The sequence below is a fragment of the Litoreibacter sp. JB4-2 genome (genome assembly GCF_055693445.1).
On record NZ_CM146334.1, the window covers coordinates 3102917 to 3127019 of the forward strand.

Annotated in this window: 23 protein-coding genes and 2 pseudogenes; 13 read left to right on the forward strand and 12 right to left on the reverse strand. The window is 56.4% G+C overall.

The features are described 5' to 3' along the window. Positions 1-5 precede the first annotated feature (5 nt). Positions 6-1019, reverse strand: a complete 1014-nt coding sequence (locus ACZ1G7_RS15370; RefSeq protein ID WP_472660261.1) for an ABC transporter substrate-binding protein — start codon at positions 1017-1019, stop codon at positions 6-8. 32 nt (positions 1020-1051) lie between these two features. Then, complete coding sequence (locus tag ACZ1G7_RS15375) at positions 1052-1717, reverse strand: GntR family transcriptional regulator (RefSeq protein WP_472660262.1); 666 nt, start codon at positions 1715-1717, stop codon at positions 1052-1054. A 276-nt stretch (positions 1718-1993) separates the two neighbouring features. Here ACZ1G7_RS15375 and ACZ1G7_RS15380 point away from each other — a divergent pair, with 276 nt between their 5' ends. Continuing rightward, positions 1994-2320 (forward strand): hypothetical protein, encoded by a 327-nt coding sequence (locus ACZ1G7_RS15380; protein ID WP_472660263.1) that lies wholly within the window; start codon positions 1994-1996, stop codon positions 2318-2320. Positions 2321-2793: 473 nt separating this feature from the next. Here ACZ1G7_RS15380 and ACZ1G7_RS15385 read toward each other — a convergent pair whose 3' ends face one another. Beyond that, the gene (locus ACZ1G7_RS15385; RefSeq protein ID WP_472660264.1) at positions 2794-3429 is read right to left on the reverse strand and encodes a TetR/AcrR family transcriptional regulator; all 636 of its coding nucleotides are present in this window, start codon (positions 3427-3429) and stop codon (positions 2794-2796) included. A gap of 146 nt (positions 3430-3575) precedes the next feature. Continuing rightward, positions 3576-4507 (reverse strand): annotated as a pseudogene (gene kce / locus ACZ1G7_RS15390) (3,5-dioxohexanoate:acetyl-CoA acetone transferase). A gap of 173 nt (positions 4508-4680) precedes the next feature. On the opposite strand from kce, the gene ACZ1G7_RS15395 reads away from it, so the two are divergent. From ACZ1G7_RS15395 to ACZ1G7_RS15410, 4 genes are all read left to right on the forward strand, one after another. Then, positions 4681-5157 (forward strand): (2Fe-2S)-binding protein, encoded by a 477-nt coding sequence (locus ACZ1G7_RS15395; protein ID WP_472660265.1) that lies wholly within the window; start codon positions 4681-4683, stop codon positions 5155-5157. Between the two features lie 12 nt (positions 5158-5169). After that, the gene (locus ACZ1G7_RS15400) at positions 5170-5964 is read left to right on the forward strand and encodes an FAD binding domain-containing protein (protein ID WP_472660266.1); all 795 of its coding nucleotides are present in this window, start codon (positions 5170-5172) and stop codon (positions 5962-5964) included. Between the two features lie 85 nt (positions 5965-6049). Then, a complete protein-coding gene (locus tag ACZ1G7_RS15405; protein ID WP_472660267.1) occupies positions 6050-8398 on the forward strand; it encodes a xanthine dehydrogenase family protein molybdopterin-binding subunit in 2349 nt (782 codons plus the stop codon). Between the two features lie 69 nt (positions 8399-8467). Then, complete coding sequence (locus tag ACZ1G7_RS15410) at positions 8468-8920, forward strand: CoxG family protein (protein ID WP_472660268.1); 453 nt, start codon at positions 8468-8470, stop codon at positions 8918-8920. A 95-nt stretch (positions 8921-9015) separates the two neighbouring features. Here ACZ1G7_RS15410 and dctP read toward each other — a convergent pair whose 3' ends face one another. Beyond that, on the reverse strand, positions 9016-10098 hold the full coding sequence (gene dctP, locus ACZ1G7_RS15415) for a TRAP transporter substrate-binding protein DctP (protein ID WP_472660269.1): 1083 nt from the start codon (positions 10096-10098) through the stop codon (positions 9016-9018). A gap of 371 nt (positions 10099-10469) precedes the next feature. On the opposite strand from dctP, the gene ACZ1G7_RS15420 reads away from it, so the two are divergent. From ACZ1G7_RS15420 to ACZ1G7_RS15450, 7 genes are read left to right on the forward strand one after another with little or no spacing between them, the layout of a single operon-like run. After that, complete coding sequence (locus tag ACZ1G7_RS15420; protein ID WP_472660270.1) at positions 10470-12806, forward strand: xanthine dehydrogenase family protein molybdopterin-binding subunit; 2337 nt, start codon at positions 10470-10472, stop codon at positions 12804-12806. A 14-nt stretch (positions 12807-12820) separates the two neighbouring features. Beyond that, complete coding sequence (locus ACZ1G7_RS15425) at positions 12821-13360, forward strand: SRPBCC family protein (protein WP_472660271.1); 540 nt, start codon at positions 12821-12823, stop codon at positions 13358-13360. Then, on the forward strand, positions 13357-14220 hold the full coding sequence (locus tag ACZ1G7_RS15430; protein WP_472660272.1) for an FAD binding domain-containing protein: 864 nt from the start codon (positions 13357-13359) through the stop codon (positions 14218-14220). The genes ACZ1G7_RS15425 and ACZ1G7_RS15430 overlap by 4 nt, the downstream gene beginning before the upstream one ends. After that, positions 14217-14699 carry a (2Fe-2S)-binding protein gene (locus ACZ1G7_RS15435; protein ID WP_472660273.1) on the forward strand — a complete coding sequence of 161 codons (483 nt, stop codon included), beginning with the start codon at positions 14217-14219 and terminating at the stop codon, positions 14697-14699. The genes ACZ1G7_RS15430 and ACZ1G7_RS15435 overlap by 4 nt, the downstream gene beginning before the upstream one ends. Before the next feature lie 34 nt (positions 14700-14733). Continuing rightward, complete coding sequence (locus tag ACZ1G7_RS15440; RefSeq protein WP_472660274.1) at positions 14734-15273, forward strand: TRAP transporter small permease subunit; 540 nt, start codon at positions 14734-14736, stop codon at positions 15271-15273. Between the two features lie 3 nt (positions 15274-15276). Beyond that, positions 15277-16584: a TRAP transporter large permease gene (locus ACZ1G7_RS15445; RefSeq protein ID WP_472660275.1), complete on the forward strand. Its 1308-nt coding sequence runs from the start codon at positions 15277-15279 to the stop codon at positions 16582-16584. A gap of 13 nt (positions 16585-16597) precedes the next feature. Further along, positions 16598-17116, forward strand: a complete 519-nt coding sequence (locus tag ACZ1G7_RS15450) for a redoxin domain-containing protein (protein ID WP_472660276.1) — start codon at positions 16598-16600, stop codon at positions 17114-17116. 60 nt (positions 17117-17176) lie between these two features. Here the strand turns inward: ACZ1G7_RS15450 and ACZ1G7_RS15455 are convergent, their stop codons facing one another. Then, positions 17177-17611 carry a putative quinol monooxygenase gene (locus ACZ1G7_RS15455; protein ID WP_472660277.1) on the reverse strand — a complete coding sequence of 145 codons (435 nt, stop codon included), beginning with the start codon at positions 17609-17611 and terminating at the stop codon, positions 17177-17179. A gap of 389 nt (positions 17612-18000) precedes the next feature. On the opposite strand from ACZ1G7_RS15455, the pseudogene ACZ1G7_RS15460 reads away from it, so the two are divergent. Beyond that, positions 18001-18577 (forward strand): annotated as a pseudogene (locus ACZ1G7_RS15460) (transposase). Between the two features lie 74 nt (positions 18578-18651). Here ACZ1G7_RS15460 and ACZ1G7_RS15465 read toward each other — a convergent pair. The 6 genes from ACZ1G7_RS15465 to ACZ1G7_RS15490 form a co-directional block, all read right to left on the reverse strand. Further along, positions 18652-19419, reverse strand: a complete 768-nt coding sequence (locus ACZ1G7_RS15465) for an SDR family NAD(P)-dependent oxidoreductase (protein WP_472660278.1) — start codon at positions 19417-19419, stop codon at positions 18652-18654. Then, positions 19403-20674 (reverse strand): SMP-30/gluconolactonase/LRE family protein, encoded by a 1272-nt coding sequence (locus ACZ1G7_RS15470; RefSeq protein ID WP_472660279.1) that lies wholly within the window; start codon positions 20672-20674, stop codon positions 19403-19405. The genes ACZ1G7_RS15465 and ACZ1G7_RS15470 overlap by 17 nt, the downstream gene beginning before the upstream one ends. Next, on the reverse strand, positions 20575-21126 hold the full coding sequence (locus ACZ1G7_RS15475; RefSeq protein WP_472660280.1) for an IclR family transcriptional regulator: 552 nt from the start codon (positions 21124-21126) through the stop codon (positions 20575-20577). The genes ACZ1G7_RS15470 and ACZ1G7_RS15475 overlap by 100 nt, the downstream gene beginning before the upstream one ends. A 99-nt stretch (positions 21127-21225) precedes the next feature. Continuing rightward, positions 21226-22539: a TRAP transporter large permease gene (locus ACZ1G7_RS15480; RefSeq protein WP_472660281.1), complete on the reverse strand. Its 1314-nt coding sequence runs from the start codon at positions 22537-22539 to the stop codon at positions 21226-21228. A gap of 2 nt (positions 22540-22541) precedes the next feature. Beyond that, entirely contained in the window at positions 22542-23033 is a 492-nt protein-coding gene (locus tag ACZ1G7_RS15485) for a TRAP transporter small permease (RefSeq protein WP_472660282.1), read from the reverse strand. A 78-nt stretch (positions 23034-23111) separates the two neighbouring features. Beyond that, positions 23112-24080 carry a TRAP transporter substrate-binding protein gene (locus tag ACZ1G7_RS15490; RefSeq protein WP_472660283.1) on the reverse strand — a complete coding sequence of 323 codons (969 nt, stop codon included), beginning with the start codon at positions 24078-24080 and terminating at the stop codon, positions 23112-23114. Positions 24081-24103 lie beyond the last annotated feature (23 nt).

Here is a 24103-nt window from a genome sequence, read left to right on the forward strand (position 1 = left end):
AAAACTCAGGCCCCGATTATGTCTACGTAGGACGTGTCCACCAGCTGTTCGATTGTGATATTTGCATCCACGAGACCTTCGGACTGGAACCAAGACAACTGATCTTGGATTGACGCGATATTGAGTGCAGCTCCCGCATTGATGCGCATGGTCCCGTTGATGATGGACGGGGCTGCCTTGGCGCGCTCGCGGTCGGTGTAGACGTATTTGTGGATCAAATCGACCATCTCATCCTGATCGGCGGTTCCGTCGATCATCGCAGCCGCGTAGTCATCGACACCTTTGGAAAAACCATTCAGGAATCCTTCGGTCATGCCACGTTCATCAGCGGCGTTCTTGGCGGAGGTGAAGACCGTCGTCACCTGATAGTCAGGGATATAGTCCGCCACATTGGCTACCATGTGCCACGCGCCTGCTGCAGCCAGTGGTTTGGCGATATGGGGCACAATGGACCACCCATCAACTTGGCCGGACTTCATCGCGCCGATAATCGCGCCGACCTTTTGCAAGGGCGTGAACTTGAGGTCGATGCCCTCGGCCGCCGCCATTTTGGAGCCCATGTAGTGGAAGGACGAGCCTGCCTGTGTGATGGCGTATTTTTTGCCGTCGAGGTCTTTCAACGTCTTGATCCCGGCCTGATAAGAGGCATCTGAAATCAGGTATTTCTGACCGTCAATGCCAGCCTCTTCGCTCAGCGCACCACCGATGACTTTGATCGCGCCCTTTTCGGCGAGGTTGATCAACCCACCCGAGACGGCCGTGACGGCGTAATCAACGTCTCCAGAGGCAATCGCGACAGCCATAGGCTGCGCTGCTTGGAAAAATTCAAACTCAACGTCGAGACCTGCATCTGCGAAATAGCCTCGTTCAAAGCCCACAAAATTGCCCGAATGCGACGTGAACCGAAGTGCGCCCACTTTGATCTTTTTGTTCATGGCCAATGCCGGTGCGGCGAGCCCCGAGGCGGCAACCGTTCCGCCCATCAAGGCCAGTGCCTTGCGGCGATTAAAAAGTGTCATGTTATCCTCCCTAAATGATCACTTGTCTTTGTTTAGTGCTGTAACTCCGCATTAACATCGTGCTGCAAAAGCCGTAACGCGGCGTCTTCATTTCGCGACAGCACAGCCTCTAACAAGCCTTTCTGACGCTGTTTCCGTGCCACCCAGTCAAGCTGGCCTTCGCGCAACTGCGCCAACCTGAATCGACGGCTCTGATCAAAGAACTTTCGGTGCAGATCGATCAGACGCGGGCTGTCGCATGCCTCAATCAACGCATAGGAAAAGGCCCGGCAGGCTTCATCCCAGGCTAATGCAATCATATCATCTGGGCTTGATGCCGCCTCATCTTCTGCCTTTTGCAGAGCGTGATGCGCGGCCATCACCCGTCCTTCCCAAGCCACATCCCCAAAAGCGATCGAGCGCGACAGCGCGAGTTTTTCAACCTCGAAGCGTACCATTTGAATATCGCGCATATCGGCTTCGGTCGCAGAGGTCACTCGGAACCCGCGCTGCGCAGTTGCTTCGACCAAGCCTTCGGTTGAAAGGATTCTCAAGGTTTCGCGCATCGAATGGTTGGACCCGCCGTAGCGTGCGCGCAGCTCGTCGATCTTCAACTTCTGGTCGGGCAGCAAGGTGCCAAACGCAATGTCGCGTCGCAAGGTCGAGGCCAGCAGCTCAACGATCGTACCGTCATCAGTTTTTTTACCCGAGAAAAGCATTTTTGTTCCGCAAAAATAAAAACATTGGATGTTTTTAAATTTACATACATTCTTCTGTCAATCTCCAACGCATTCGAAGGCTGAAAATGGAAATTTCAGGAAAGACAAAACTATTTCCAACCGTGGGCGACCCGGTGAATGGCGTTGTATCACCCCCTGAAATCAACGCTTGGCTAAGGACGCAAAATAAAGACGCCAAATGGTGCTGTTAAACATCCCGGCGCAGAGCATCGGTGCGTTCTGGGAACTTTTGCGTATTTCCGAGACGTTCATGGGGTGTTCGGTACATATCCTCATAAGCAGGCTGCCTTCGCACAGGTCGACACGCTGACAGAAAGGGCAGCCCGTTTGGGGGCTTTGAACACTGTTGGAAGCAATCCTAACGGATCATTGATAGGTGATGCTACCGACGGGCTAGCATTGGTGCGGACGATCACGAACAAACGTACCAGTTTGGCTGGGCGGACAGCTTATATTGTTGGCGCTGGCGGCGGCGCTGGCCGTGCAATTATCGATGCATTTTGTGAGGCTGGGATCACAGGTTTGACTATCGAAGATATGGGCGAGGCGCGACGCGTAGAAACCGTAGAATTGATTGGCTAGTACTGGCCAGGCGTTTCGGTCTCAAACAATCAACCCGCAGGCATCCTTGTTGACGCAACCGCGAACGGCAAATGCATCAATGCCAAATCATTGTTCACCGACATCGCTATCGAAAGATCTTAGGTCGTCTGCGATATCGCTGGTAGCCTGCGGACGAGCCAGCTTTTGACATTGGCTGAACATGCGGGAAAGACCATCGTAGAAGAGCAGGAGATGGGACAGGGGCAAATTGAAGCTCAGATGAAGTTTCAGGCACACCCTGAGATTGTCACCGGGGCGAATGGCACCAATGCAGATTGCAATTGCAGCGATCTAACAATCGGGCGAAGGTTCGCACTGGGGCGTAACCACCGACGAAAATGACTGTTTTCGCCGCTTGGTGCCGTTTACGACCGCAAAGAAAACGAAACCCCGTACATTGCTCAAGGCTGGCTCCAACTAGTACAAAAAAATATGTGCGAGGATTAAATCTGCTACAGCCGCTTTCTCGCCCCGGATTTTTTCAGAATGATCGGCGCAGTTGCAAAGATCACATCGACCATCATTTCAACGACTTCGTCGAGTGTTTGCGACGGTTTCATTTCGTACACATGTTGGCGCTGAAAATGGTAAAACAGCATGCCATGCGCTTCCCAGACAAATTCGATTTCTTTCTCTCTCACCCGCTTCAAACTTTCGCCGGGGTATCCAAGCTCATGGCGTACTTCCAATGCAACACGCCGGAAGATCTTGTGCCTCAGCTCTTCAAGAGCGCGACGATTGTAGTCGCCCCCGTTCAAGCCCGAGTATACAAACATGCGGACCCAATCCCGCGTAAAAATCGTTTCGCAGTAGTCGGTCCAAAACGAGATAAGCCGTTCACGCAGGGGCAAGTCCCGGTTCACAATCCCGTCTTCCCAGGTGTCCTTCCAGCGCGTTTCGAAAAGCTCTTTGTAAACGCGATCCACCAGATGCTGCTTAGAGGGAAAATAACGATACAGTAGGGGTTGCGTGACCCCCAGTTCCTTTGCCAACTCGCGTGTCTGGCCGCTAAACCCTCGTTCGGAGAAGAACTTAATTGCGCACTCGACCATATGCTGTTCGCGTGCTTCTCGGCTTAGACGGGGCATGGTTCTCGTTTTCTCGTTTCGCTATCTGTTGAACTCAGGAAACTAGGTTATTGCAGCGCTATCGACAACTGTAGCCTGGTATTTGATTTCCTAGGGCCCTTTAGAAGTTCAGCGTGCTTCTTCAGACGACTTGAGCGAGGCTGCTGTCAGAAAGCTACCCGGTCGCCACCTTTGAGCGCGAGCATTTCGCGGGCGTCATCCGCGTTTGCAATCTCCAGCCCAAGGTCTTCGAGGATGCGGCGGACTTTCGTAACTTGCTGGGCGTTTGTTTCGGCCAGCTTGCCCGGGCCGATCCATAGAGAGTCTTCCAACCCCACACGGACGTTGCCGCCCATCGCGCCGGCCATCGCCGCTATGCTCATCTGCGATCTGCCTCCGCCCAGGACGGACCAGCGATAGTCGTCACCGAACAAACGGTCAGCGGTGCGTTTCATGTGGCTGACGTCTTCTGGATGGCCCCCGATGCCGCCCAGGATTCCAAAGACGGTTTGGACAAAGAATGGGGGCTTCACGAGGCCGCGGTCCGCGAAATGGGCAAGCGTATAGAGATGCGCGGTGTCGTAGCATTCGAACTCGAATCGCGTTTCATTCTCGGCGCCTATCGACAGGATCAGTTCGATGTCCGCAAACGTGTTGCGAAAAAACTGGAGCGTGACCCAGAGAGATAATCGCGTTCCCAATCATGTTTCAGGTCTTTGTACCGATCCAGCATCGGGAACAGGCCGAAATTCATCGTGCCCATGTTCAGCGAAGCCAGCTCCGGCTTGAACTGTGCCGTCGGCTTGAGACGCTCATCGACCAGCATTGTCGGCGCGCCGCCGGTGGTCAGATTAATGACCGCGTCTGAGCGTTGTTTGATCACCGACAGGAACGGCGCAAATGCTTCGGGTGATTGATCGGGACGACCATCTTGTGGGTTGCGTGCATGAAGGTGGACGATGGCCGCCCCAGCCTCGGCTGCGCTTATGGCGGCGTCTGAAATCTCCTCAGCAGTAATCGGCAGATAAGGCGACATTGACGGTGTGTGAATGGCCCCGGTGACTGCGCAAGTAATTATGACCTTCTTTTTATCAGCCATGTGTTGGTCCTCCCCATGCCCCGCGATGGTGTCATGCGGAATCTGTTGACAGTTAATTATCATACGATAAACTTTAGGAACGAAGCCGACAAGTCCCTGTAAGGAGGATTGACCGACCATTCGGGCAATTCAAGGACCTGGAAACGCTCGTCACCGCACAAAGGGAGGTGTCCGTGCCACGCATAGAATTAACCGTCAATGGACAGGCGAAAGCCGTGGACGTTGAGAACCGCACATTGCTCGTCGAGCTGTTGCGAGAACACTTGGGAATGACCGGAACGCATATTGGATGCGACACCAGCCAATGTGGCGCCTGCGTCGTGCATGTCGACGGAGAGTCGGTCAAAAGCTGCACGATGCTTGCGGCCCAATGCGCAGGCCGATCCGTCACCACCATCGAAGGCCTTGCCGAAGGCGACAACCTGCATCCGATGCAGGCCGCCTTCAAAGAGAACCACGGGTTACAGTGCGGATACTGCACACCGGGTATGATCATGAGCTCGCTCGATCTTTTGCAAAAGAAACCGGATCCCGATGAGCAGACCATCCGCGAATGGCTCGAGGGCAATTTGTGCCGCTGCACTGGGTATCACGGTATCGTCAAGTCCATTCAGGCAGCTGCCGCCGAGATGCGGCAAGATCGGGCATAGGGGGAGAGATAAATGTACGATTTTTCATTCGAACGCCCGACATCCATCGCTGACGCAGCAGCGGCGCTTGCGGACCCGGACGCGGCACCGTTGGCGGGCGGCATGACGCTGTTGCCGACGATGAAGCAGCGTTTAGCACAACCATCGAAGCTGGTTGACCTGAGTGGCATCAGCGAACTAACCGAGGTGGAGATCACTGACGACACTGTGCGGGTTGGCGCGATGGTGCGACATGCAGATGTCGCAGCTTCAGCTGAAATTGGTGTAGCCCTTCCTGCGCTCTCCGGCCTTGCGTCACATATTGGGGACGCGCAGGTGCGCCACCGAGGTACCATTGGTGGGTCGGTGGTCAACCATGACCCAGCTGCCGACTATCCAGCTGCTGTTCTGGGGCTTGGCGCGACGGTTCACACCTCTGCCGGTGACATTGCAGCAGATGATTTCTTTGATGGTCTGTTTTCAACCAGCCTTGCGGAAGGGGCAATTGTCACGGCGATTAGCTTTCCAAGGCTAGCGACGTCTGCCTATGCCAAGTTCCCGCAACCGGCATCACGATATGCGATGGTGGGTGCGTTCGTGTCGAAGGATGCAAATGGCAAGGTGCGTGCAGCCGTTACAGGGGCAGGCCCCGGCGTGTTCCGCAGTCCGGTGCATGAACAGGCGCTAGAGGCGTCCTTTACCGCCGAGGCCGCCGAAGCCATCAAACATCCGGCGACAGATCTGGTCAGTGACCTGCATGGCAGCGCGGAATATCGGGCCCATTTGGTCTCGGTCATGATTGGCCGGGCTGCGGCTGCCGCAATCTAGCCCAAACGTGCCGCCGCACCCGGCGGCGCGGACTAACGCGAGAGCCCGACAAGGATCGGGCGTCCACGACAAAAGGGAGGACACCATGAACGTCACCAATGGTGCAACGGAATTCGGGATCGGTAAGCGCGTCCTGCGCCGCGAAGATCAGAAATTCATCACCGGCAAAGGCCAATACACCGCAGACATGAATATGCCGAACCAGGCCTATATGGTCGTGGTCAGGTCGCCGCATGCGCACGCCAAGATTCTGTCGATTGACACAAGCGCAGCGATGGCCATGCCAGGCGTGCAGCTTGTCTTGACGCGCGATGATGCCGAAGGGTTGGGCCAGGCGCCCGGCAAGTCAGGTGCTGCGGTTGCGGCCTTCCCCAAGAACCGGGACGACTCACTGCAGCTCGACCCGACCTGCATCCCGTTCGCGCGCGACAAAGCGCTCTATGTCGGCCATGAGGTCGCAGTTGTGGTGGCCGACAGCGTGGCTGAAGCGCGTGATGCCGCCGAGGCAATTATCGTGGACTACGAAGAACTGCCGCCTGTGACGGCCGCCGTGGATGCGCTCAAGCCCGGCGCCCCGCAACTGCATGATGAAGTCCCTCAAAACTGCGTTTTGGATTGGCATTTCGGGGACAATGAAAAGGTCGAAGAGGCTTTCAAGAAGGCAGCCAAAGTCGCGACGATTGACCTTACACAGGCCCGCTTCACGCAAGGCTTTATGGAGCCGCGCGCGACCATCGCACAATACGATCCAGATGCGGACAAGTGGACAATCCACGTGGGCTGCCAGGCGGCAAACCGGCTGTCAGAGTTCCTGGGTGAATATGTCTTCGACATGCCGAACGAGAAGTTCCATGTGATCTCACCCGATATTGGCGGGGGGTTTGGCGGCAAGATCCATCTTTATAATGAGACTGTCGCAGCTGTGATGGCCACAAAGGCTTTGGGCGGGCGCCCGGTCAAATGGGTCGCAGACCGCAGCGAAGGGATGCTGGCGGATTGGCACACCCGTGACCAGGTCGCCACCGGCGAGCTGGCCGTCGCCGCAGATGGCGAAATTCTGGCGCAACGGATCAAAATGGTCGGCAACGTCGGTGCGTTCAACACACCGCTCGCAACCATTCCGCACACCTGGAACTTCCTGCGGTCGGTGCAAGGGCTTTATCGGACATCGCTGATTTACTGTGAAGTGAAGGTCGCTGTGTCCAACACCTGCCCGGCCAATATCTACCGCGGCGCGGGCCGGCCGGAGGGCACCTATATCACTGAGCGCCTGTTGGATATGGCGGCACTTGAGCTTGGAATGGGCAAGGCGGAGATCAGAAAGCGCAACCTGATTGCAGAAGAAGACCTGCCGTTTACGACTTTCCTTAATATGAACTACGAGACCGGTAAATTCCACGAATCTCAGGACCGTGCCATGGCGGCGGCCGATTGGGACGGATTTGAGGCCCGCCGCGAAGCGTCGGCCAAAGACGGGCTGCTGCGTGGGATCGGCATCGGGAACTACGTGGAGGTGTCAGGCGGTATGCCGCGCGAATTCGGCGAAGTACGAGTTCACGGAGGCACGGGTCGTGTCGAAATCTTCACTGGTACTGCCGCCATCGGGCAAGGTGCTGAGACCGCCTTCTGCCAGGTCGCATGCGACTTACTGGGCGTGGATTATGACCTGATCGACTTCGTATCAGGCGACAGCGCGCGCGTGAAATGGGGCGATGGTTCTTACGCAACACGCTCCATGCGCTTGGGTGGGACGGCTGTGCATCTTGCTGGCGAGAACATGATTGCTAAAGGCAAGGCCATGGCGGCGCATCTGTTTGGTACAAAAGCGGATGACGTTACCTTTGCGAACGCGACCTTCTCTGCCGGAGACCAAAGTATCGGGATATTCGAACTGGCTCAGAAGGCTGAGGATGGCGGCATGCCGGACGACCTGGGTGACCGCCTTTGGGATGAGATGGACTATACCGCAGGTGGGGCCGCATTCCCCAATGGATGCCATGTTTGCGAAGTGACGATTGACCCCAAGACCGGCAAAGTCTCGGTAGAGAAATTCGTGGCCGTCGACGATGTTGGCCGGATCATCAACCCGATGACCGTCGAAGGCCAGATCGCGGGTGGTATCGCCGGCGGTATTGGTCAGGCGTTGCTTGAACAGATCGTCTATGATCCTGAGAGTGGCCAGCTTTTGACCGGCTCCTTCATGGATTACTGTCTGGCACGCGCAGACGACGTTCCGACGTTCCACATGGAAAAAAACGAGGTGCCCTGCACATCGAACCCACTCGGGGTTAAGGGCGCCGGAGAGGGCGGGATCGTCGGATCGATTGCAACGATTGTGAGCGCCTGCACTGACGCGTTGAAAGACTACAACGTGCGCCACATCGATATGCCAGTCACAAGTGAAAAGGTGCTGCGTGCCATGGGTAAACTATAGGGTTTCTCCCGACCCTATGGGCGTCGCATTCGTGTGACGCCCTTTTTTTGTTCTTGCAAGGAGCCAAACATGGAACTCACCGGCGAACATGACCTTCCTTTGTCGCGCGAGGCGGTTTGGGACATGTTGAATGATCCCGAGGTGTTGCAGCGCTGTCTGCCGGGTTGCGAGACGTTGTCGGGTAGTCCGGCTGACGGGTTCGAAGCGACAATAAAGCTTAAGATCGGACCAGTGAAGGCGACCTTCCAAGGCGAAGTTGAACTGAGCAACATGAACCCGCCGGAAAGTTACACAATCTCGGGTGAGGGAAAGGGCGGCATTGCCGGTTTTGGAAGCGGAACAGCTAATGTGCGTTTGGCGCCAGAGAATGAAGGGACGCGGCTGGTTTACACTGCGGAGGCCAAAGTTGGCGGCAAGCTCGCCCAACTGGGGTCGCGCCTTATTCAGTCGACTGCCAAGAAGCTGTCCAATCAGTTCTTTGAGGAGTTCTCGAAGGTGGCCGAAGAGCGCGCAGCCCTTTAGCCTAGTTTCATCAGTCCGTTCAAAGGGAATGGGGGAAACGAAAACGGCAGGTGTGGATCACACACCTGCCGAAAGTCTCATTTTTTGAGCGTAATCTACTGGACGTTGTAGATATACGGCAGATCGTAGCCAGCTTCCTGAGCCAGGGCCAGATACCGCTTGTAGAAATCGGTCGCTGGCAAGCCCTCGTCATTAAATGCTGCAATGTTCTCATTCACGAAAGGCTCAAGTGCGGCGGCCATTTCGGCCCGGGCCTCAGATGACAGAGTCGTAATGGTCGAGCCGTTGGCTTCCATGTTTTCGAGCGCTGCTCCGTAGCGACGCTTGGCTTCTTCTGCCGTATCGACCATCCACTTGTCAGCTTCTTCGCGCAAGATGGCGACGACATCGTCGGGCAGTTTAGCCAAGGTGTCGCTGTTGATCGACATCGTATAGATCGACATCGCGCCCCAGCCTGTCAGCGTGTAGTAGCTTGCGGTTTCATATAGTTTGAACCCGTTCCAGCCAGTCGGGAACATCACCATGCCCTCAACAACGCCTGAGTTGAGCGAGGAGTATGCCTCATTCAGCGGAAAGGTGACCGCGATAGATTCTGACGACTCGATCCATGGGACGTTGGGTCCGACAGCCGCGATTTTTTGCCCCTTAAGATCGATCATTTCGTCCCAGGGAAACTTTGTGCCCAGCCCATAGGTGCTGAATGTGCCGGTTCCAAGCCAGGTCTGGTTGTACTGCTGCAGCGTCTCACCCCAAGCCGGGAATTCTGAATAGACCTGCATCGTAATGTTGATTTGCTCAACCGGATCATCTGTGATGAAAGGCATGTAGTAATGGGGCGCCAAATGCCGGGCCTTGGTCGGTTCGGAACATGGACACCAAAGTCCGATATCCATCAACCCGGTTTCCACAGCTTCCAGCGTGTCAGCAGGCCCGGACACAGTGCTCCAAAGTTCCTGAAAATTGACCTCGTGATCGGTTTCCGCAGCGACCCTTTCCGTCACGCGCGGAATAAAGCTTGTATGTGCGATAAAGTTTGGCTCCAACGGGTCTCGTGCTTGGCCGGATCCAATCCTCAGATTGAAGGTCTCAGCCGCTGATGCAGCGGTCATTCCCAGCAAAACTGCGACCGAAAGTCCGGCAGTCAATACGGATCGGGACTTCTTAATATTGGGTATCATGTGTTCCTCCATACACAGTGTTATTCCGAGCAAGGGTGTCGCGTCCTCCAACGCGCGTTACACATCTCGACGAATGCCTCTTCTTGGCCCGCTTGATGTCCCCAAGATCAAATCACAGCAGATTGTGATCAATTGATAAATAACGCGAGCTTGCGATCCCTGTCAAATCTTTAACGCCTTGCGGTGTAAGAATTTAGGCGCTGCCTCGATGGCTGGACATTAGCTTGAAAGCTGATAGATTATCATATGATAAACTAAAAGACTGGTGAGTCGACAGCGTCTTGTCGTAGACTGAAGCTGAAGACTTGGGCCAATCGGGGGGAGCAAGGCGGGATGACTTTTCGGCATGTAACGATGTCATGGCGACCGCGATGAGGTATTTCGGAAAGCCCGAAAGACGTCTGGAAGACAAGCGGTTCCTGACTGGAAATGGACGCTATGTGGACGATATCGAACTGGCGGGAATGTTGCATGTGGCCTTTCTGCGGTCTGACATTGCCCACGCGCGCATTCGGACCATTGATACGAGTGCCGCACTTAGTATTGACGGTGTGCATGCTGTCTACACACTGGCTGACCTTGGTGCGCCATACGATGAAAAGCCCATGGCGACGGTCTATTCCTCACCCCTCTTGAAGCAGCCGATCTGTCAGTTTTTGCTTGCCAAAGACGAGGTTTGTTTCGTCGGCCAAACAATGGCCGTTGTCGTTGCCGATAGCCGCCATATTGCCGAGGATGCTGCGGCCATGATCATGGTTGAGTACGAGCCCCTACCTGCCATCAGCGACTGTCGCGACGCACTCGCGTCAGAGGCTTCAAAGGTCCACGCGGGCGCAGACAGCAATCTGGTCGGCAACTTCTACACGAAGTTTGGCGACATCGACGACATGTTCTCGCGGGCCTCGCATCGGTTCGAGACCACGTTCAACGAACATCGCGGCGGTTGCCATGCAATGGAATGTCGGAACGTTCTGGTGGATTACAACCGAAGTCTGGACGAGACGACGATCTACCTGACCACCCAAGCGCCTTTCATGATCCGCCGCCAAATGGCGCGTTACTTTGAAGAAGATGAAAGCCGAATCCGCGTGGTTTGCCCTGATGTCGGTGGCAGCTTTGGGCCAAAGATCGGGCCATATCCAGAAGAGTTCATCCTGACGATCCTGTCGAAAAAGCTGAACCGCCCGGTGAAGTGGATCGAAGACCGCCGTGAACACTTTCTGTCCACATGGCAGGGCGGAGATCAAAACTGGTCGGTCGAGATTGCGTGCGAGGATGACGGAAAAGTGCTTGGTGTGCGCGGCCGAGTGATTTGCGACATGGGTGCGTTCGTGCCCTATGGGCTGCTGTTGCCCGCAACAAGCATGTTTCCCTTGCCGGGGCCGTTTGCTGTGCCAGCGATGGACATCTCGCTGGATGCGGTCTTTACCAACAAGGTCTCTACCTCGCCGGTGCGCGGCGCTGGGCGCCCCAACGCAGCCTACGCGATGGATCGGGTCATTGAGACGGTTGCGCGTGGTTTGAACCTGGACCCGGCAGACGTCCGGCGACGCAACTTCGTGCGACCTGATCAGTTTCCCTACACCAACGGCAACACATTGCCGAGCGGCGATCCGGCGGTCTACGACATCGGCGACTATCACAACCTGTTGGACATGGCCCTTGAGAAGGCCGACTATTCAGCCTTCAAGGCACGTCAGACCGAGGCGCGCGCCAATGGTCGCTACATCGGGATCGGGATGGCATCGTGCATCGAAGATACCGGGTTTGGCCCTTACGAGGGCGTAAAGGTCAAGGTGCAGCCCAGTGGCAAGGTTTTGTTGCAGACCGGTGCTGCTGGCCAAGGCCAAGGGCACCAAACGGTGTTTTCCCAGGTCGTCGCCGAAGAGCTTGGGGTCAAAATTGAGGACATTGTCTATCAGTCCGCCGACACAGCCCTTGTGCCACACGGCATCTCGACATCGGGTAGTCGCATCACAGCGAACGCCGGACCTGCGTCATTGGATGCAGCACAGCGGGTGCGGGCCAAGGCGCTGCGACTGGCTGCCGAAATGCTGGACGCCAATCCAGAGGATTTGGACATTGAAGACGGAGTGGTGCGCTGCAAGCCCCAGACCGGACGCAACGAGTTCATTTCACTTGGCGAGCTGTCGAGCAAGCTATCACCGCTTATGAACGCCAAGGTGCCGGACGGTTTTGAGCCGGAGTTAGAGTCGACATCTTTCGTGTCTTCAGAGGCCGTACCGCATTCAAGCGGGTCCACCGTCGTCGAGGTCGAAGTCGATATCGAAACCGGGGATGTTACGCTGCTCAATTACGTCATTGCCCATGATTGCGGCACGATGATCAATCCGCAACTGGTGGACGGTCAAATCCTTGGCGGGGTGGTCCACGGCATCAGCAATGCGCTGTTTGAGCGGATGGTCTATGACGATAGTGCGCAGCCGCAGTCGACGAACTATGGCGAATTCCTGATCCCGACTGCGCCGGAAATTCCGCATATCGACATCCTGCATCAGGAAATCCCGTCGCCCTGTAACGCGCTTGGCGTCAAGGGTGCGGGCGAAGGCGGGACGATCCCTGCGGCGGGGGCCATCATTGCGGCCATTGAAAACGCGCTCCAACCCTTAGGCGTTCTGATCCACGACCACCCAGTTGATCCGCAGCGGATATGCGAATTGCTGGACAACGCAAAAAACGCCGCCTGAACGGAAAGCGAAACATGGACCTCAAATACGATTTCACAATCAACGCACCGGTTGAACAAACCTGGCCCGCGCTTCTTGACATGCCCGGCATCGCACCATGCCTGCCAGGAGCCGAAGTCACCGAAGTGGTCAATGACCGCGAATGCAATGGGGCTGCAAAGGTAAAGCTGGGGCCGGTTTCACTGACATTCAACGGCAATGCAAAGCTCTTGGAAATCAATCAGGACGACTATCACGCGACGTTGGAAGCCAAGGGCACCGATAAGAAAGGGCGTGGTGGCGGCAATGCGAAGATAGACTTTCGACTTTCGGCCCCCGACACGACCACAACCAAGGTAGAGGTCACCGTCGATATGGCTCTGACGGGTTCTATTGCGCAGTACGGCCGCGCCTCAGGGTTGATCGACAATGTTGCCCGACAACTTATTGCGCAATTCGTGACAAACTTGGAGGCCCAACTTGCTGGCGAAGAGGTGGGTAACTCCTCTGTCTCCGGGATAAAGCTGCTGTACGGCGCGATGCGCGGCAAAGGGAAGGACACGTCTGGCGCATGAAGGCTGCTCCGTTCACATATCACGATCCAAGCAGCCTGTCGGACGTCTTCGCGCTTTTGGAGGAGTGTGAGGACTACAAGTTCTTGGCGGGCGGCCAGTCCCTGATGCCCATGCTAAACATGCGTTTTGCGCAGCCCGATCATCTGATCGACCTCGCTCGGGTTACTGGCCTCGACGGCATAGACGTGACGGACGGACGTGTCGTCATCGGCGCAATGACGCGTCAATCAGCCTTGCAAGGCAGCGCCGAGATCGCCCGACATTTGCCGATCATGCAGGCAGCGCTCGATTGGGTCGGGCATTTCCAGACCCGCAATCGTGGAACGATCGGCGGCTCACTGTGTCATCTCGATCCCGCAGCGGAGCTTCCGCTAGTGTCGTTGCTGTATGATGCAGAGTTGACCGTGACTGGACCAGAGGGCGCACGAACTATTGCCGCTCAAGATTGGCCGCTGGCTTACATGATGCCCTCCATCGCAGAGGATGAAATCCTGACGTCGCTATCTTTTGCTCCGTGGTCGGGTGATGCCGGGCATGGCTTTACGGAATTCTCGCGCCGCCACGGCGATTTCGCAATCGTGGCCGCAGGGGCCTTGCTAGAGGTCCAGAACGGCACGATCAGCCGCGCCGCTATCGCGCTGGCTGGTGCTGATCAGGTCCCTTACCGGCTGAGCGAAGCCGAAGATGCGCTGATCGGTCAGCCGGCGGTCGCCGATACATTCGAAGCGGCGGCATCACTGGCCGCTCAACGCGAAGCCATGTCAGATGCCTACTACACCAGCGCCTATCGCCAACGTATCGCAGCAACGATGACCCGCCGCGCCTTGGCGCGGGCCGCAGCATCAGTAGGTGCCGCATGAGCGACAAACGCCCCATCACATTGACCGTGAATGGCACAGAAATGCGCGGGACCGCCGAGACGCGAATGCATCTTGGCGACTTTTTGCGCTTAGAACTGAAACTGACGGGCACACATCTGGGATGTGAACACGGAGCTTGCGGCGCATGCACGGTGCTGGTTGACGGGCAAGCCGTGCGGTCCTGCCTGATGCTAGCCGTGCAAGCCGACGGTGCGGAGGTTATAACAGTCGAGGGATTGGCGGATGGCGATACGCTCAGCCCCCTCCAGGAAGCCTTTGCCGAACACCACGCCCTACAATGCGGGTTTTGCACACCGGGGATGCTGACGTCGCTGACCGCGTATCTAAGGGACCATCCGGATGCCGAGGAGGAAGACATCCGGGTCGCCATCTCGGGCAACCTGTGTCGTTGCACGGGCTATCAGGGTATCGTCGCTGCAGGCGTCGCAACAGCAAAAAAATTGAGAGGCGACGCTTAGGCAAAACGGGCGTCGGAGAGGGAGGAACGGCAACATGAAACATTCCATTGACCCAGTAAGGGACCCCGTGACGCGCTTTGCGGACGCGCTGACGGTGATATCCGCCTTTTGGGCGTTGTCGCTTATGGCCATCTATCTCTACGATATTTTGGGTCGGGAGTTGTTCAACAAGCCGTTCCTGGGCACCTATGAGATTGTCGGAAATTCGATTGTGGCCATCGTGTTTCTGGCCATCCCGTCCGCGATCAAACGCGGAACCATGTTGCGCACGACAATCGTTTTTGACGCTGTCAATGATGGTAAGCGACGGATGATAGATGTTTTGTCTTTTGCCGTCGGCTTGATTGTCTTTTGCTCCATTGTCTACGCCAGCTGGAACAACATGATCATCAGTTGGCGCACGGGCGAGATCGAAGGCTTTGGGGCTTTTGAAGTACCTGTCGCACCGGTGCGCACAGTGATCGTCGTGATGAGCATTGTCTGCATCCTGTTCTACCTCCAGATGATCTTTCAGGCCGTGACAGGGCGTCCCTATCTGGCGTCTGCCGACAACGACCTAACAGGCGAGGTGTAAGCCATGGATCCCGTTTCCGTCCTTCTTATCATTCTGGCGCTTCTCATCGGCCTGATCATTTTGGGTCTTCACATCGGTATTGTCCTGGGAGGCGTCTCATTGCTGGGCACATACCTGCTGTTTGGCAATCTGCCCATCGCGCTCGATCTTGCGGCGCAATCTTCCTATGCGGTGCTGCGCAACGCTATCTTTGCGGCGATTCCGCTTTTCGTCTTGATGGGCGAGTTCATGAGTAAATCGGGGGTCGCAACTGACCTCTACCAAATGGCAAACCGGATGCTACGAAAACTGCCCGGGCGTCTGGCCGTGGCGACAATTTTTGGCAATGCCGTCTTCTCGGCGGTGACCGGGGTGAGCATCGCATCTGCCATGACGTTCTCGCGGATCGCCTACCCGGAAATGCGCCGGTTTGGCTATGACCGTCGATTTGCGTTGGGGTCTATCGCGGGGTCATCTTGCTTGGGGATGTTGATACCGCCGAGCGTATTGCTGATCGTCTGGGGCCTTCTGATCGAAGAATCCATCGGTAAGCTGTTTCTCGCAGGGATTGTTCCCGGTCTGGTTCTCGCTTTTCTCATGGGGCTCTACTGTACAGTGCGCGCGGTGATGGACCCGAATATCGCACCACAGACGATAGCTGAGGGGGAGGACATTCCTGAGCTTTCGGGCCGGCAGGTGGTCAGCGGGGTTGGGATTGTCCTTTTGATCGGCCTCGTATTGGGCGGGTTGTTTGTGGGGTTCTTTACCCCATCGGAGTCTGCGGCTGTCGGATGTGCCGGTGCGATCGTTCTGGCATGGGTCAAGGGCATGAAACTGGCGGACTACCGCGACGCGATCATTTCATCGGGTCGAACAATCGCACCTATCATGTTCCTGCTGATCATGGCGGCGATGTACTCGAAGTTTCTGGCACTTGGAGGCATCGTTGACATAATCCAGGATGTTCTTGGCGGCTTTGGCCTGGGTGTGATCGGCCTGACGCTGTTGATGGTTGTGATCTGGCTTGTGATGGGCACCCTGATCGACAGCCTGTCGATCATCCTGCTCACGGTCCCGATCTTCTGGCCGTTGGCGGATTCCATTGGCTGGAATGTCTATGCCTTTGCAATTTTCGGTGTGTTGGCCATCGAAGCAGGGCTTCTAACCCCGCCCTTTGGCCTATTGGTTTATACCGTCAAGGGCGCCGTGCCTGATCCGTCCGTGAAGCTCTCTGAGATCTTCGGCGGCTCCGTGCCCTACTGGCTTTTGATGCTGATCGTCATGTTGATGATCTGGGTCTGGCCGGAAACCGTCACCTTCTTGGCAAACTAGGATTGGAGACGACATGTCCCATGTAATCCCTTCGCAACCGATGCCGGATATTGACGTGCCTCTTACGGGAGGCGGTCGATGGAAATTGTCGGAAAACCCGCCGGAATTCATGCTGATGATAGATGTTTATCGAGGCGTGCATTGCCCACGCTGCAAGCGACATCTCGAAGAGGCAGCAGCGCGCAAGGCCGATCTTGCCGACCTCGGACTTGAGATCTTGGCGGTTTCGACCGACCCGCAGGATCGCGCCAAAAAGGCGGTGTCAGAATGGGCCGTCGACGGGATCCCGTTCGGATATGGTCTGGATGAAGCCACAGCACGGTCACTGGGTCTTTATATCTCTGAAAGTATCGCCCCGCATGAAACGAACCGCTTTGCAGAACCGGGCGTTTTCTTTGTCACGGCTGACCTGAAACTCTATGGTGCCGTCATCAATACATTCCCCTTCGCGCGTCCAAGTTTGGAAGATCTTATGGATGTTGCGAAAGTTCATCGCGAACGGGGTTATCCGCCACGCGGCACGATCGCTTAGAACGAAGCAAGGCTGGCCCACTTTCGCGGGCCAGCCTTGCTTCATTTAGGTCCGGAACGTCTAGCGGTCGAAACCACCGATGTTGTCTGCGACGCGCATGTTGAACTTTTCGTAGAGTGCAGCTGCCTCCGCGCTTTCACCTTCATCCATGACCAGGATCCACTCAAGCTTGGTGTTTGCGAACCAGTCCTCCAGTAGCCCGGATTCGCCTGTCAGTTCGATGTGTTTCTGGAACCCGGCGAAATCCGCATACCGCTCGACCAGCCAGATCGTATCCCCTTCGCGCGATGCTTCGTAGGTGCGCACACCATCATTGCCTTCTGCGACGGCAAGCAATCCGTCCAGAATTGGTTGCACTTTCTCGGCATCCGCTTCCGGGGACGTGATCTTAACGACAAGCGAAACGCCCAAAGGCAATTTCTCAGAGTCGGCGTAAAGAGCCGTCGTGCACAAACCAAACGCCAGCGTAATTGCAGTCAAGAAACGATAAATCATGGTATTTCTCCTCCATTTTTGGGCATTTCTGTTTCTCTGTGGCGGGCCCAAATCGTCACAGAATTTCACCCGAGCCTGAGAAAAGAACGGAGAGTCTCAAGTCGATTCTATTTATCAATTGATAACTAATTTGCAGGCATCTGTCTATTCTTGCTTAGGAGATGTGACGTGCAGCGACACAACGTTGCCAATCGCCTTTGGACCACGAACTTGCAAAGTGTCGGTGAGAGACCTGATGAGCGCGATGAGCACATACCCCAAAACGCAACCAACCGCTGCACAAGCACCGGTCGCGTAGCAGGTTTCATTTTGAGCCCGCGGTGCCGAACTCAGGGTTAATGACCTGCTCCCCTGAAATGTCCGGTGGCTAGAGTTGGCCTGTTTTCCAACTGAGGAGACAGACGACGAAGAGAAGCCGTTTCAGCGAAGAACAGATCATTGGGGTATTGAAGGAGCATCAGGCCGGTGCGACCGCTGCTGATCTGAGCCGCAAGAATGGCGTCAGCCATGCGACCTTTTACAAATGGCGATCCAAATATGGGGGCATGGAAGTTTCTGATGCGAAGAAATTGAAGGCGCTTGAAGCCGAGAACGCCAAGATGAAGAAGCTGTTAGCTGAGCAGATGATGGATGTGTCGACGCTCAAGGAATTGCTGGGAAAAAACTTTTGAGGCCCGGATCGCGACGCTGAAATGGCAGGAGGACCCCAAATTTGATTGGCACTACATCGCCCCGGGAAAACCGATGCAGACCGGGTTCGTCGAGAACTTCAACGGCAGGATGCGGGATGTGTGTCTGAACGAGCACTTTTTCGACAGCCTGCACCATGCCCGTAAGCTGATCGCAGCGTCGCGTACTGACTTCAACAACTACCACCCCCACAGAAGCCTCGCTGGCCTGACGCCAGCGGAATATCCTAACCGGTCAAAGGAAAACCAAAACCTGAGCAGAGCTAACCTAAATTAGCGGACTCAAAGGGGCGCAGGTCATGGACAACAAGAATTGCAGAAGGACTGTCCGGCCTCCATATTTGGGACGCATCAATATCCACCCGAAAGGGTCAGAACTTCGCCTGTCATGAAACTGCTCGCATCCGTGGACAGAAACAGAGCGGCTCCAACCATTTCGCTCACGTGCCCGGCCCGGCCCATCCAATTCGCCTCAACGACATAACGCGCCCAAGCCTCCGCATCGGATGATTTGCGTTCTGCGTTGCGGTCGGTGTCGATAAGGCCGGGGGCGAGCGTGTTGAGTGTAACCCCGGTTTGGGCATAAGCGCGCGCTTGGCTTTGGATCAGGTTGTGCTGTGCGGCTTTCGTTGCGGCATAGGCGGTGACGATGGGTTTCGGGCCGAACTGGTTGATGGACCCGATGCTGACAACACGGCCCCAGCCACGCTGTGCCATGCGTGGCAAACAGGACCGAAGCATATCAATGGTCGAGCGCACGTTGACGTTGAGTTGGAAGGTCAGGTCATCGTCGGTCAATTCGGCCAGAGGCGCATTTATCTGGGCCGATGCGTTGATCACCAGAATGTCGAGGGGACGGCTCTCAGCTTCGCAGACTTCGACAAGCTTGCCGCCTGCGCCGTCCTGCGAAAGATCGGCGGCCAATGCGCTGCACGACCCACCGGCAGAGGAGATTGCCTGCACCGTGTCTGCGGTCGCATCCAGAGACTGGCCATGAACGATCACATGCGCCCCAGCCCCCGCAAGGCCTTGCGCAATCGCGGCGCCGATGCCCCGACTGGACCCCGTGACCAGGGCGGTTTTGCCGTTGAGGTCAAACACGTCATTGGGCGTTTTCATGCATGCTCCATTCGGGGGTGAAGAGCGAACTTGGCAGTCCACTGAGTTCGGTTTTGATCGCGAAGAGACCACCCGAAAGCGGTGCTTCGGCCAAAGTCGTTGCAGGCAATCTGGTGCGGGCGCTGGTGATGTATAGGACGTCGTTGTCGGCGCCGCCGAAACACAGGCTGGTGGCACGCGGCACGGGCAGATCAATGCGACGATCGACAGTGCCATCAGGCGCAAATCGAATGACCGACCAGCCGTCCCAGATGGCGCACCACACACCACCTTCGCTGTCGACACATAGCCCGCCCGGTCGCCCGTCTTCCTGCGGGATTTGGGCGAAGACGCGGCGGTTTGTCAGATCGCCCGTGCCGGGAACGCTGTCATAGGCATAGATCAAGCCCGGAACTGTATCGACGAAGTAGAACGTATCGCCATCTGGCGACCAGCCAAGACCGTTCGAGACGGTTACACCGCTTTCTTTTTGATCCACCTGACCCTCGGGCGTGACCCGGAACAATCCGCCTGTTGGCTTGCTTGCGTCCAACCGCATAGAGCCCACCCAAATCGCTCCGCCAACGCCGACCTTGGCGTCGTTCAGTCGATTGTGAATTTGGCCTTCTTCGGGGTCACAAAAGGGCGTTAATCCACCTGTTGCGAAATCCAGCGCCTCTATCCCGTCTTGGCTGGCCACCATCACACCACCCTGCGCGCAGGGCAGGGCCGCACTGACCAGCTTTTGCAATTCACAGCTTTCATTCGTGCCGGTGGCGGGATCAAAACGGTAGACGGCGGGGCGCAGAATATCGACCCAGTACAAACGTTGCTCGACGGGATGCCAAACCGGAGATTCGCCCAACTGAGCGCCCCACGGCAAGACACAATTCAACCCGCTTGCCCGATCGTTTTGGGCCGCGCGCGGTTGCGGGCTGGAGCTGATCGCCACCGCCCCCACTGACCCGGTGATGCGGCGGGCGGCGGCTATGAGGTCACGCCCGATGGGATGAATGTTCGTCTCGTCCATGCGCGATGACGGGGCCAGAACGGCCAGCGCGCCAAGCGGCGTTCCGTCGGGCCCACCGATTGCAACGGCGACCGAGTTCACACCTGCCAGATGTTCCTCGAACGAAATTGCATAGCCGCGCGCCCGTGTCAGAGTCAGGTCCGCGTTCAAAGCCTCTGCATCCGTGATTGTCGTGTCGGTAAATCGTTCAAGGTCATTTTGTTCCAGAAACCGGCGTGTTTCTGATGGGTCTTGAAAGGCCAGCAAAGCCTTGCCTGCACTGGTGCAATGAAGGGGGAGCGTTGACCAACAGTGACTTTGACAGCCAGTCCCGCGCCCGAGCGTTCTTCGAGATAGAGCAACTGACCTTGGTCGATCTTGCTCAGCGCGATGCTTTCGCGGAAATCGAGGGAAAGTCTTTCAAGTTCCGGGATCGCCACCGCGTTCAGATCGAAAGTGTCCCAAACCCGGTGCGACAACTCAAGGAACCGCCCGCCTAAAACATAGGTGCCTTGGTCTTTGTTCTGACGCACCAGCCCAAAGGCAATCAGGGTTTTCAATATCCGCGCAAAGGTCGGTTTTGGAAGTTGCGACAGCTGCATAAGCTCTGCAAACCGCAGCGGCTTGTCCGCGTCGGCGATGATGTCCAGCAGGGTCAGCCCCTTTGCCAAGGCCGCAGCACCGTCTGGTACGTTCTTAGGGGCGTCACGTGGTGTCACAGGGCGGCGGCTCCGATAGGTTTGATTGCGTCACAAGATGATATAACTGCGCGCTGCTTTTGACGAGGGCAACCCGTGTGCGCCCGCCCAGCTTTCGCCCTACCTTCCGGTGAGCAATTCGGGCAAGAACAGCGTGACGGCGGGGACGAATGTGATGACCAGCAGAGTGACGGCAATCGGGATGTAGAACGGGATCATAGCCCGCACCAGCGACCCGTATGAGATTTTGGCAACATCCATCATGATGAACAAGATCACACCAAACGGCGGGGTGATTGCGCCAATCAGAAGGTTGAAAATCAACATCACACCGAACTGCGTGGGATCCATGCCCAGTGTTCCGATCAGCGGCCAAAGCGTTGGCACGGCGATCAACATGATTGCGGTCGTTTCCATAACGAGGCCTGCGACCAACAGCATCACGTTGATCATCAACAGCAGGATGATCGGGTTGTCAGAGATGGTCAGTAGCGCGGTTTGCAGCGTCTCAGGGACGTTCAGGACTGAAATCAACCAAGAGATCGGGGCCGCACAGGCCAGAATGAAAACCAACGCGCCAATCGTGTAGACCGTGCTACGCATGGCCTCAATCAGGGCCGAGAAGGTAAGTTCCCGCATGCCAATGCCAAGGATGATGGCATAGACCGTGACGATGGCCCCCAGTTCGGTCGGCGTGGCGACGCCCGACAACAGACCAACGACCAGCAACAAAGGCGCGAGCAATCCGGGCAATGCGCGCCACGCGGAACAAGTTACATCGCGAAAGCTGGCCCGCGGTGTCACGGGGGCATCGATGCGTTTTGTGACGGCCAATACATAGATCAGCACCATCAGCACAAACCCCAGGAACAGGCCAGGTACGATCCCGGCGAGGAACAGCTTGGCGATGGATTCACCGGATAAGACGGCATAAATGACCATGATCACACTGGGCGGAATAATCGGCCCGATGATCGAGGATGACGCGGTGACTGCGGCACTGAAGGGTTTGCTGAAACCGGCCTTCTCCATCGCTTTGATTTCAATCGCGCCCAAGCCAGCCGCGTCAGCGGCCGCAACACCGGACATACCGGAAAACACGATTGAGGCGAGGATGTTCACATGGGCCAGCCCGCCGTGAATATGCGCGACCAGCGATTTTGCAAAGGCAAAGATGCGGTCGGCAATGCCCGACACGTTGAGCAAATTGCCCGCAAACACAAACAGTGGGATCGCCAAAAGTGGAAAGCTTTCCAGCGATGGCGTCATGCGTTGCGGGATGATCCGAATGCCGGCTGCGGAAAAAATAGGCGACCCGCCAAAGTAGGTTTGCCCGGCGATGAACACCGTCGCTGCCGTCAGCATCGCGAAGGGCACGGACATACGTAGAAAAATCAGGCCAAACAAAAGGGCCAATAAAATTAAGGCTTCCATGGCTAGACCAATGCCTCTTGTTCGTCTTTGCGTTCAAAGATCACATCGTAGGCCGTGGCCAAAATGATCGAACAAAAACAGTAGATGAGCGGGATCGAGTTATAGAACGCGATTGGAAAGTTGCTGGGCAGTGAGATCGTTGTGCGCCGCATCTCAACCTTCAGGATCGGCCCGATATGCGCGATCAGAACGACGAGCGTTACAATGGTCAGGACCGACATAATGGCCCCCAAAGCGCGCGCCACCTGACCTTTTGGAAACAGATCCACAAGGATGTGGCGTTTTTCCTTGGTAGCGACGGCGGCGGCCAGAAGTGTCAGAAGGATAAAGAAGATCGTGACCAACTCTTCCATCCACGGCACCGGCGCGTTGAAGACATAGCGGGCGATGATCTGGAACGTGATCGTCCCCACGATCAATGCCACGAGGATGATGCACAGGCCCATCTCAATGCGTCCTTGAAGATCGATAAATCGCTTAAGTCCGTTTCGCATGGTTCACCTTTGGCGTTGTGGGCTGAGCCGCGTTGCAGGGTGAAGGTCGGGCAGATTTCGCCCGACCCTTTTACATGGTTACTGGGCTTGGACCTTGTCGAACAGGCCCTCGCTCCACAGGCCCTCGGCCTCGGCGTTTGCGACTGCTGCACGTGCGGCAGCTTGAAGCGCCGTTGTGTCATATTCGCGGATCGTCGCACCACCGTCGCGCATTTGCTGCAACACCTCGTCGCGGCGACCTGTTGCGTCTTCATAAGCAAAGGTTGCGGCATCCGCAGCGGCTGCGACCAAAATTTCCTGATGCTCGGGCGACATGCTTTGGAACTTGTCCTCGTTGATCATAATCGCGGAAGAGGCCCAAACGTGGTTTGTCATGTAGACGTTCGATGCGACTTCATGGAAGCGCTGAGAAATCGCAGCTGTCGGCGGCCCTTCGGCACCGTCTACAACACCTGTGCTTAGGCCAAGGTAGACTTCGCCCCATGCGACTTGTGTGGGTTGCGCGCCAAGAGATGTCCACAGTTGCAGGTAGGACGGGATTTGGGGAATGCGCATTTTGCGCCCTTCAAAACTGCCATCTGCAGGCAGTTCATCCACCAAGAATGCAATGCGCGGTTCTGTCGGCCCGCCTGAGAGGACGCGAATGCGCGCATCTTCCCGCATGTCAGTGGTCAATTCCTGAAACAGCTCGCTACGGAAGAAGTCAAAGACGTGATCGCTGTCGCGGAACGTGAAGCCCCATGTCATGATCTGCGTATCAGGGGCATAGGCCGAAAGCCACGATCCGGCAGTCCCAAGCGCATCAACAGAGCCGGTGGACATCTGGTCCATGACTTGCGGCGGTGTGCCCAACTGGGTGCCCGTAATGTAGTTGACTTCGATCTCACCGCCAGAGCGTTCCTCGACCAGCCCTTTGAAGTGGATGTTCATCCGGTCCATCTGGGAATCTATTGCGTCCGAGTTCACCAGCGTCAGGGTTTCGGCCTGAGCCCCCCACGCAATGCTGCAAAGCGCCAGCGTGGACAGTAATTTGGTCGAAATTTTCATTGTCGTATCTCCTCGTTTTAACA

Coding starts and splice junctions, on each gene's coding strand:
- ACZ1G7_RS15370 (WP_472660261.1), bottom strand. CDS start 1,019: ATGACACTTTTTAATCGCCGCAAGGCACTGGCCTTGATGGGCGGAACG.
- ACZ1G7_RS15375 (WP_472660262.1), bottom strand. CDS start 1,717: ATGCTTTTCTCGGGTAAAAAAACTGATGACGGTACGATCGTTGAGCTG.
- ACZ1G7_RS15385 (WP_472660264.1), bottom strand. CDS start 3,429: ATGCCCCGTCTAAGCCGAGAAGCACGCGAACAGCATATGGTCGAGTGC.
- ACZ1G7_RS15400 (WP_472660266.1), top strand. CDS start 5,170: ATGTACGATTTTTCATTCGAACGCCCGACATCCATCGCTGACGCAGCA.
- ACZ1G7_RS15405 (WP_472660267.1), top strand. CDS start 6,050: ATGAACGTCACCAATGGTGCAACGGAATTCGGGATCGGTAAGCGCGTC.
- ACZ1G7_RS15410 (WP_472660268.1), top strand. CDS start 8,468: ATGGAACTCACCGGCGAACATGACCTTCCTTTGTCGCGCGAGGCGGTT.
- dctP (WP_472660269.1), bottom strand. CDS start 10,098: ATGATACCCAATATTAAGAAGTCCCGATCCGTATTGACTGCCGGACTT.
- ACZ1G7_RS15420 (WP_472660270.1), top strand. CDS start 10,470: ATGAGGTATTTCGGAAAGCCCGAAAGACGTCTGGAAGACAAGCGGTTC.
- ACZ1G7_RS15425 (WP_472660271.1), top strand. CDS start 12,821: ATGGACCTCAAATACGATTTCACAATCAACGCACCGGTTGAACAAACC.
- ACZ1G7_RS15430 (WP_472660272.1), top strand. CDS start 13,357: ATGAAGGCTGCTCCGTTCACATATCACGATCCAAGCAGCCTGTCGGAC.
- ACZ1G7_RS15435 (WP_472660273.1), top strand. CDS start 14,217: ATGAGCGACAAACGCCCCATCACATTGACCGTGAATGGCACAGAAATG.
- ACZ1G7_RS15440 (WP_472660274.1), top strand. CDS start 14,734: ATGAAACATTCCATTGACCCAGTAAGGGACCCCGTGACGCGCTTTGCG.
- ACZ1G7_RS15445 (WP_472660275.1), top strand. CDS start 15,277: ATGGATCCCGTTTCCGTCCTTCTTATCATTCTGGCGCTTCTCATCGGC.
- ACZ1G7_RS15450 (WP_472660276.1), top strand. CDS start 16,598: ATGTCCCATGTAATCCCTTCGCAACCGATGCCGGATATTGACGTGCCT.
- ACZ1G7_RS15455 (WP_472660277.1), bottom strand. CDS start 17,611: ATGATTTATCGTTTCTTGACTGCAATTACGCTGGCGTTTGGTTTGTGC.
- ACZ1G7_RS15465 (WP_472660278.1), bottom strand. CDS start 19,419: ATGAAAACGCCCAATGACGTGTTTGACCTCAACGGCAAAACCGCCCTG.
- ACZ1G7_RS15480 (WP_472660281.1), bottom strand. CDS start 22,539: ATGGAAGCCTTAATTTTATTGGCCCTTTTGTTTGGCCTGATTTTTCTA.
- ACZ1G7_RS15485 (WP_472660282.1), bottom strand. CDS start 23,033: ATGCGAAACGGACTTAAGCGATTTATCGATCTTCAAGGACGCATTGAG.
- ACZ1G7_RS15490 (WP_472660283.1), bottom strand. CDS start 24,080: ATGAAAATTTCGACCAAATTACTGTCCACGCTGGCGCTTTGCAGCATT.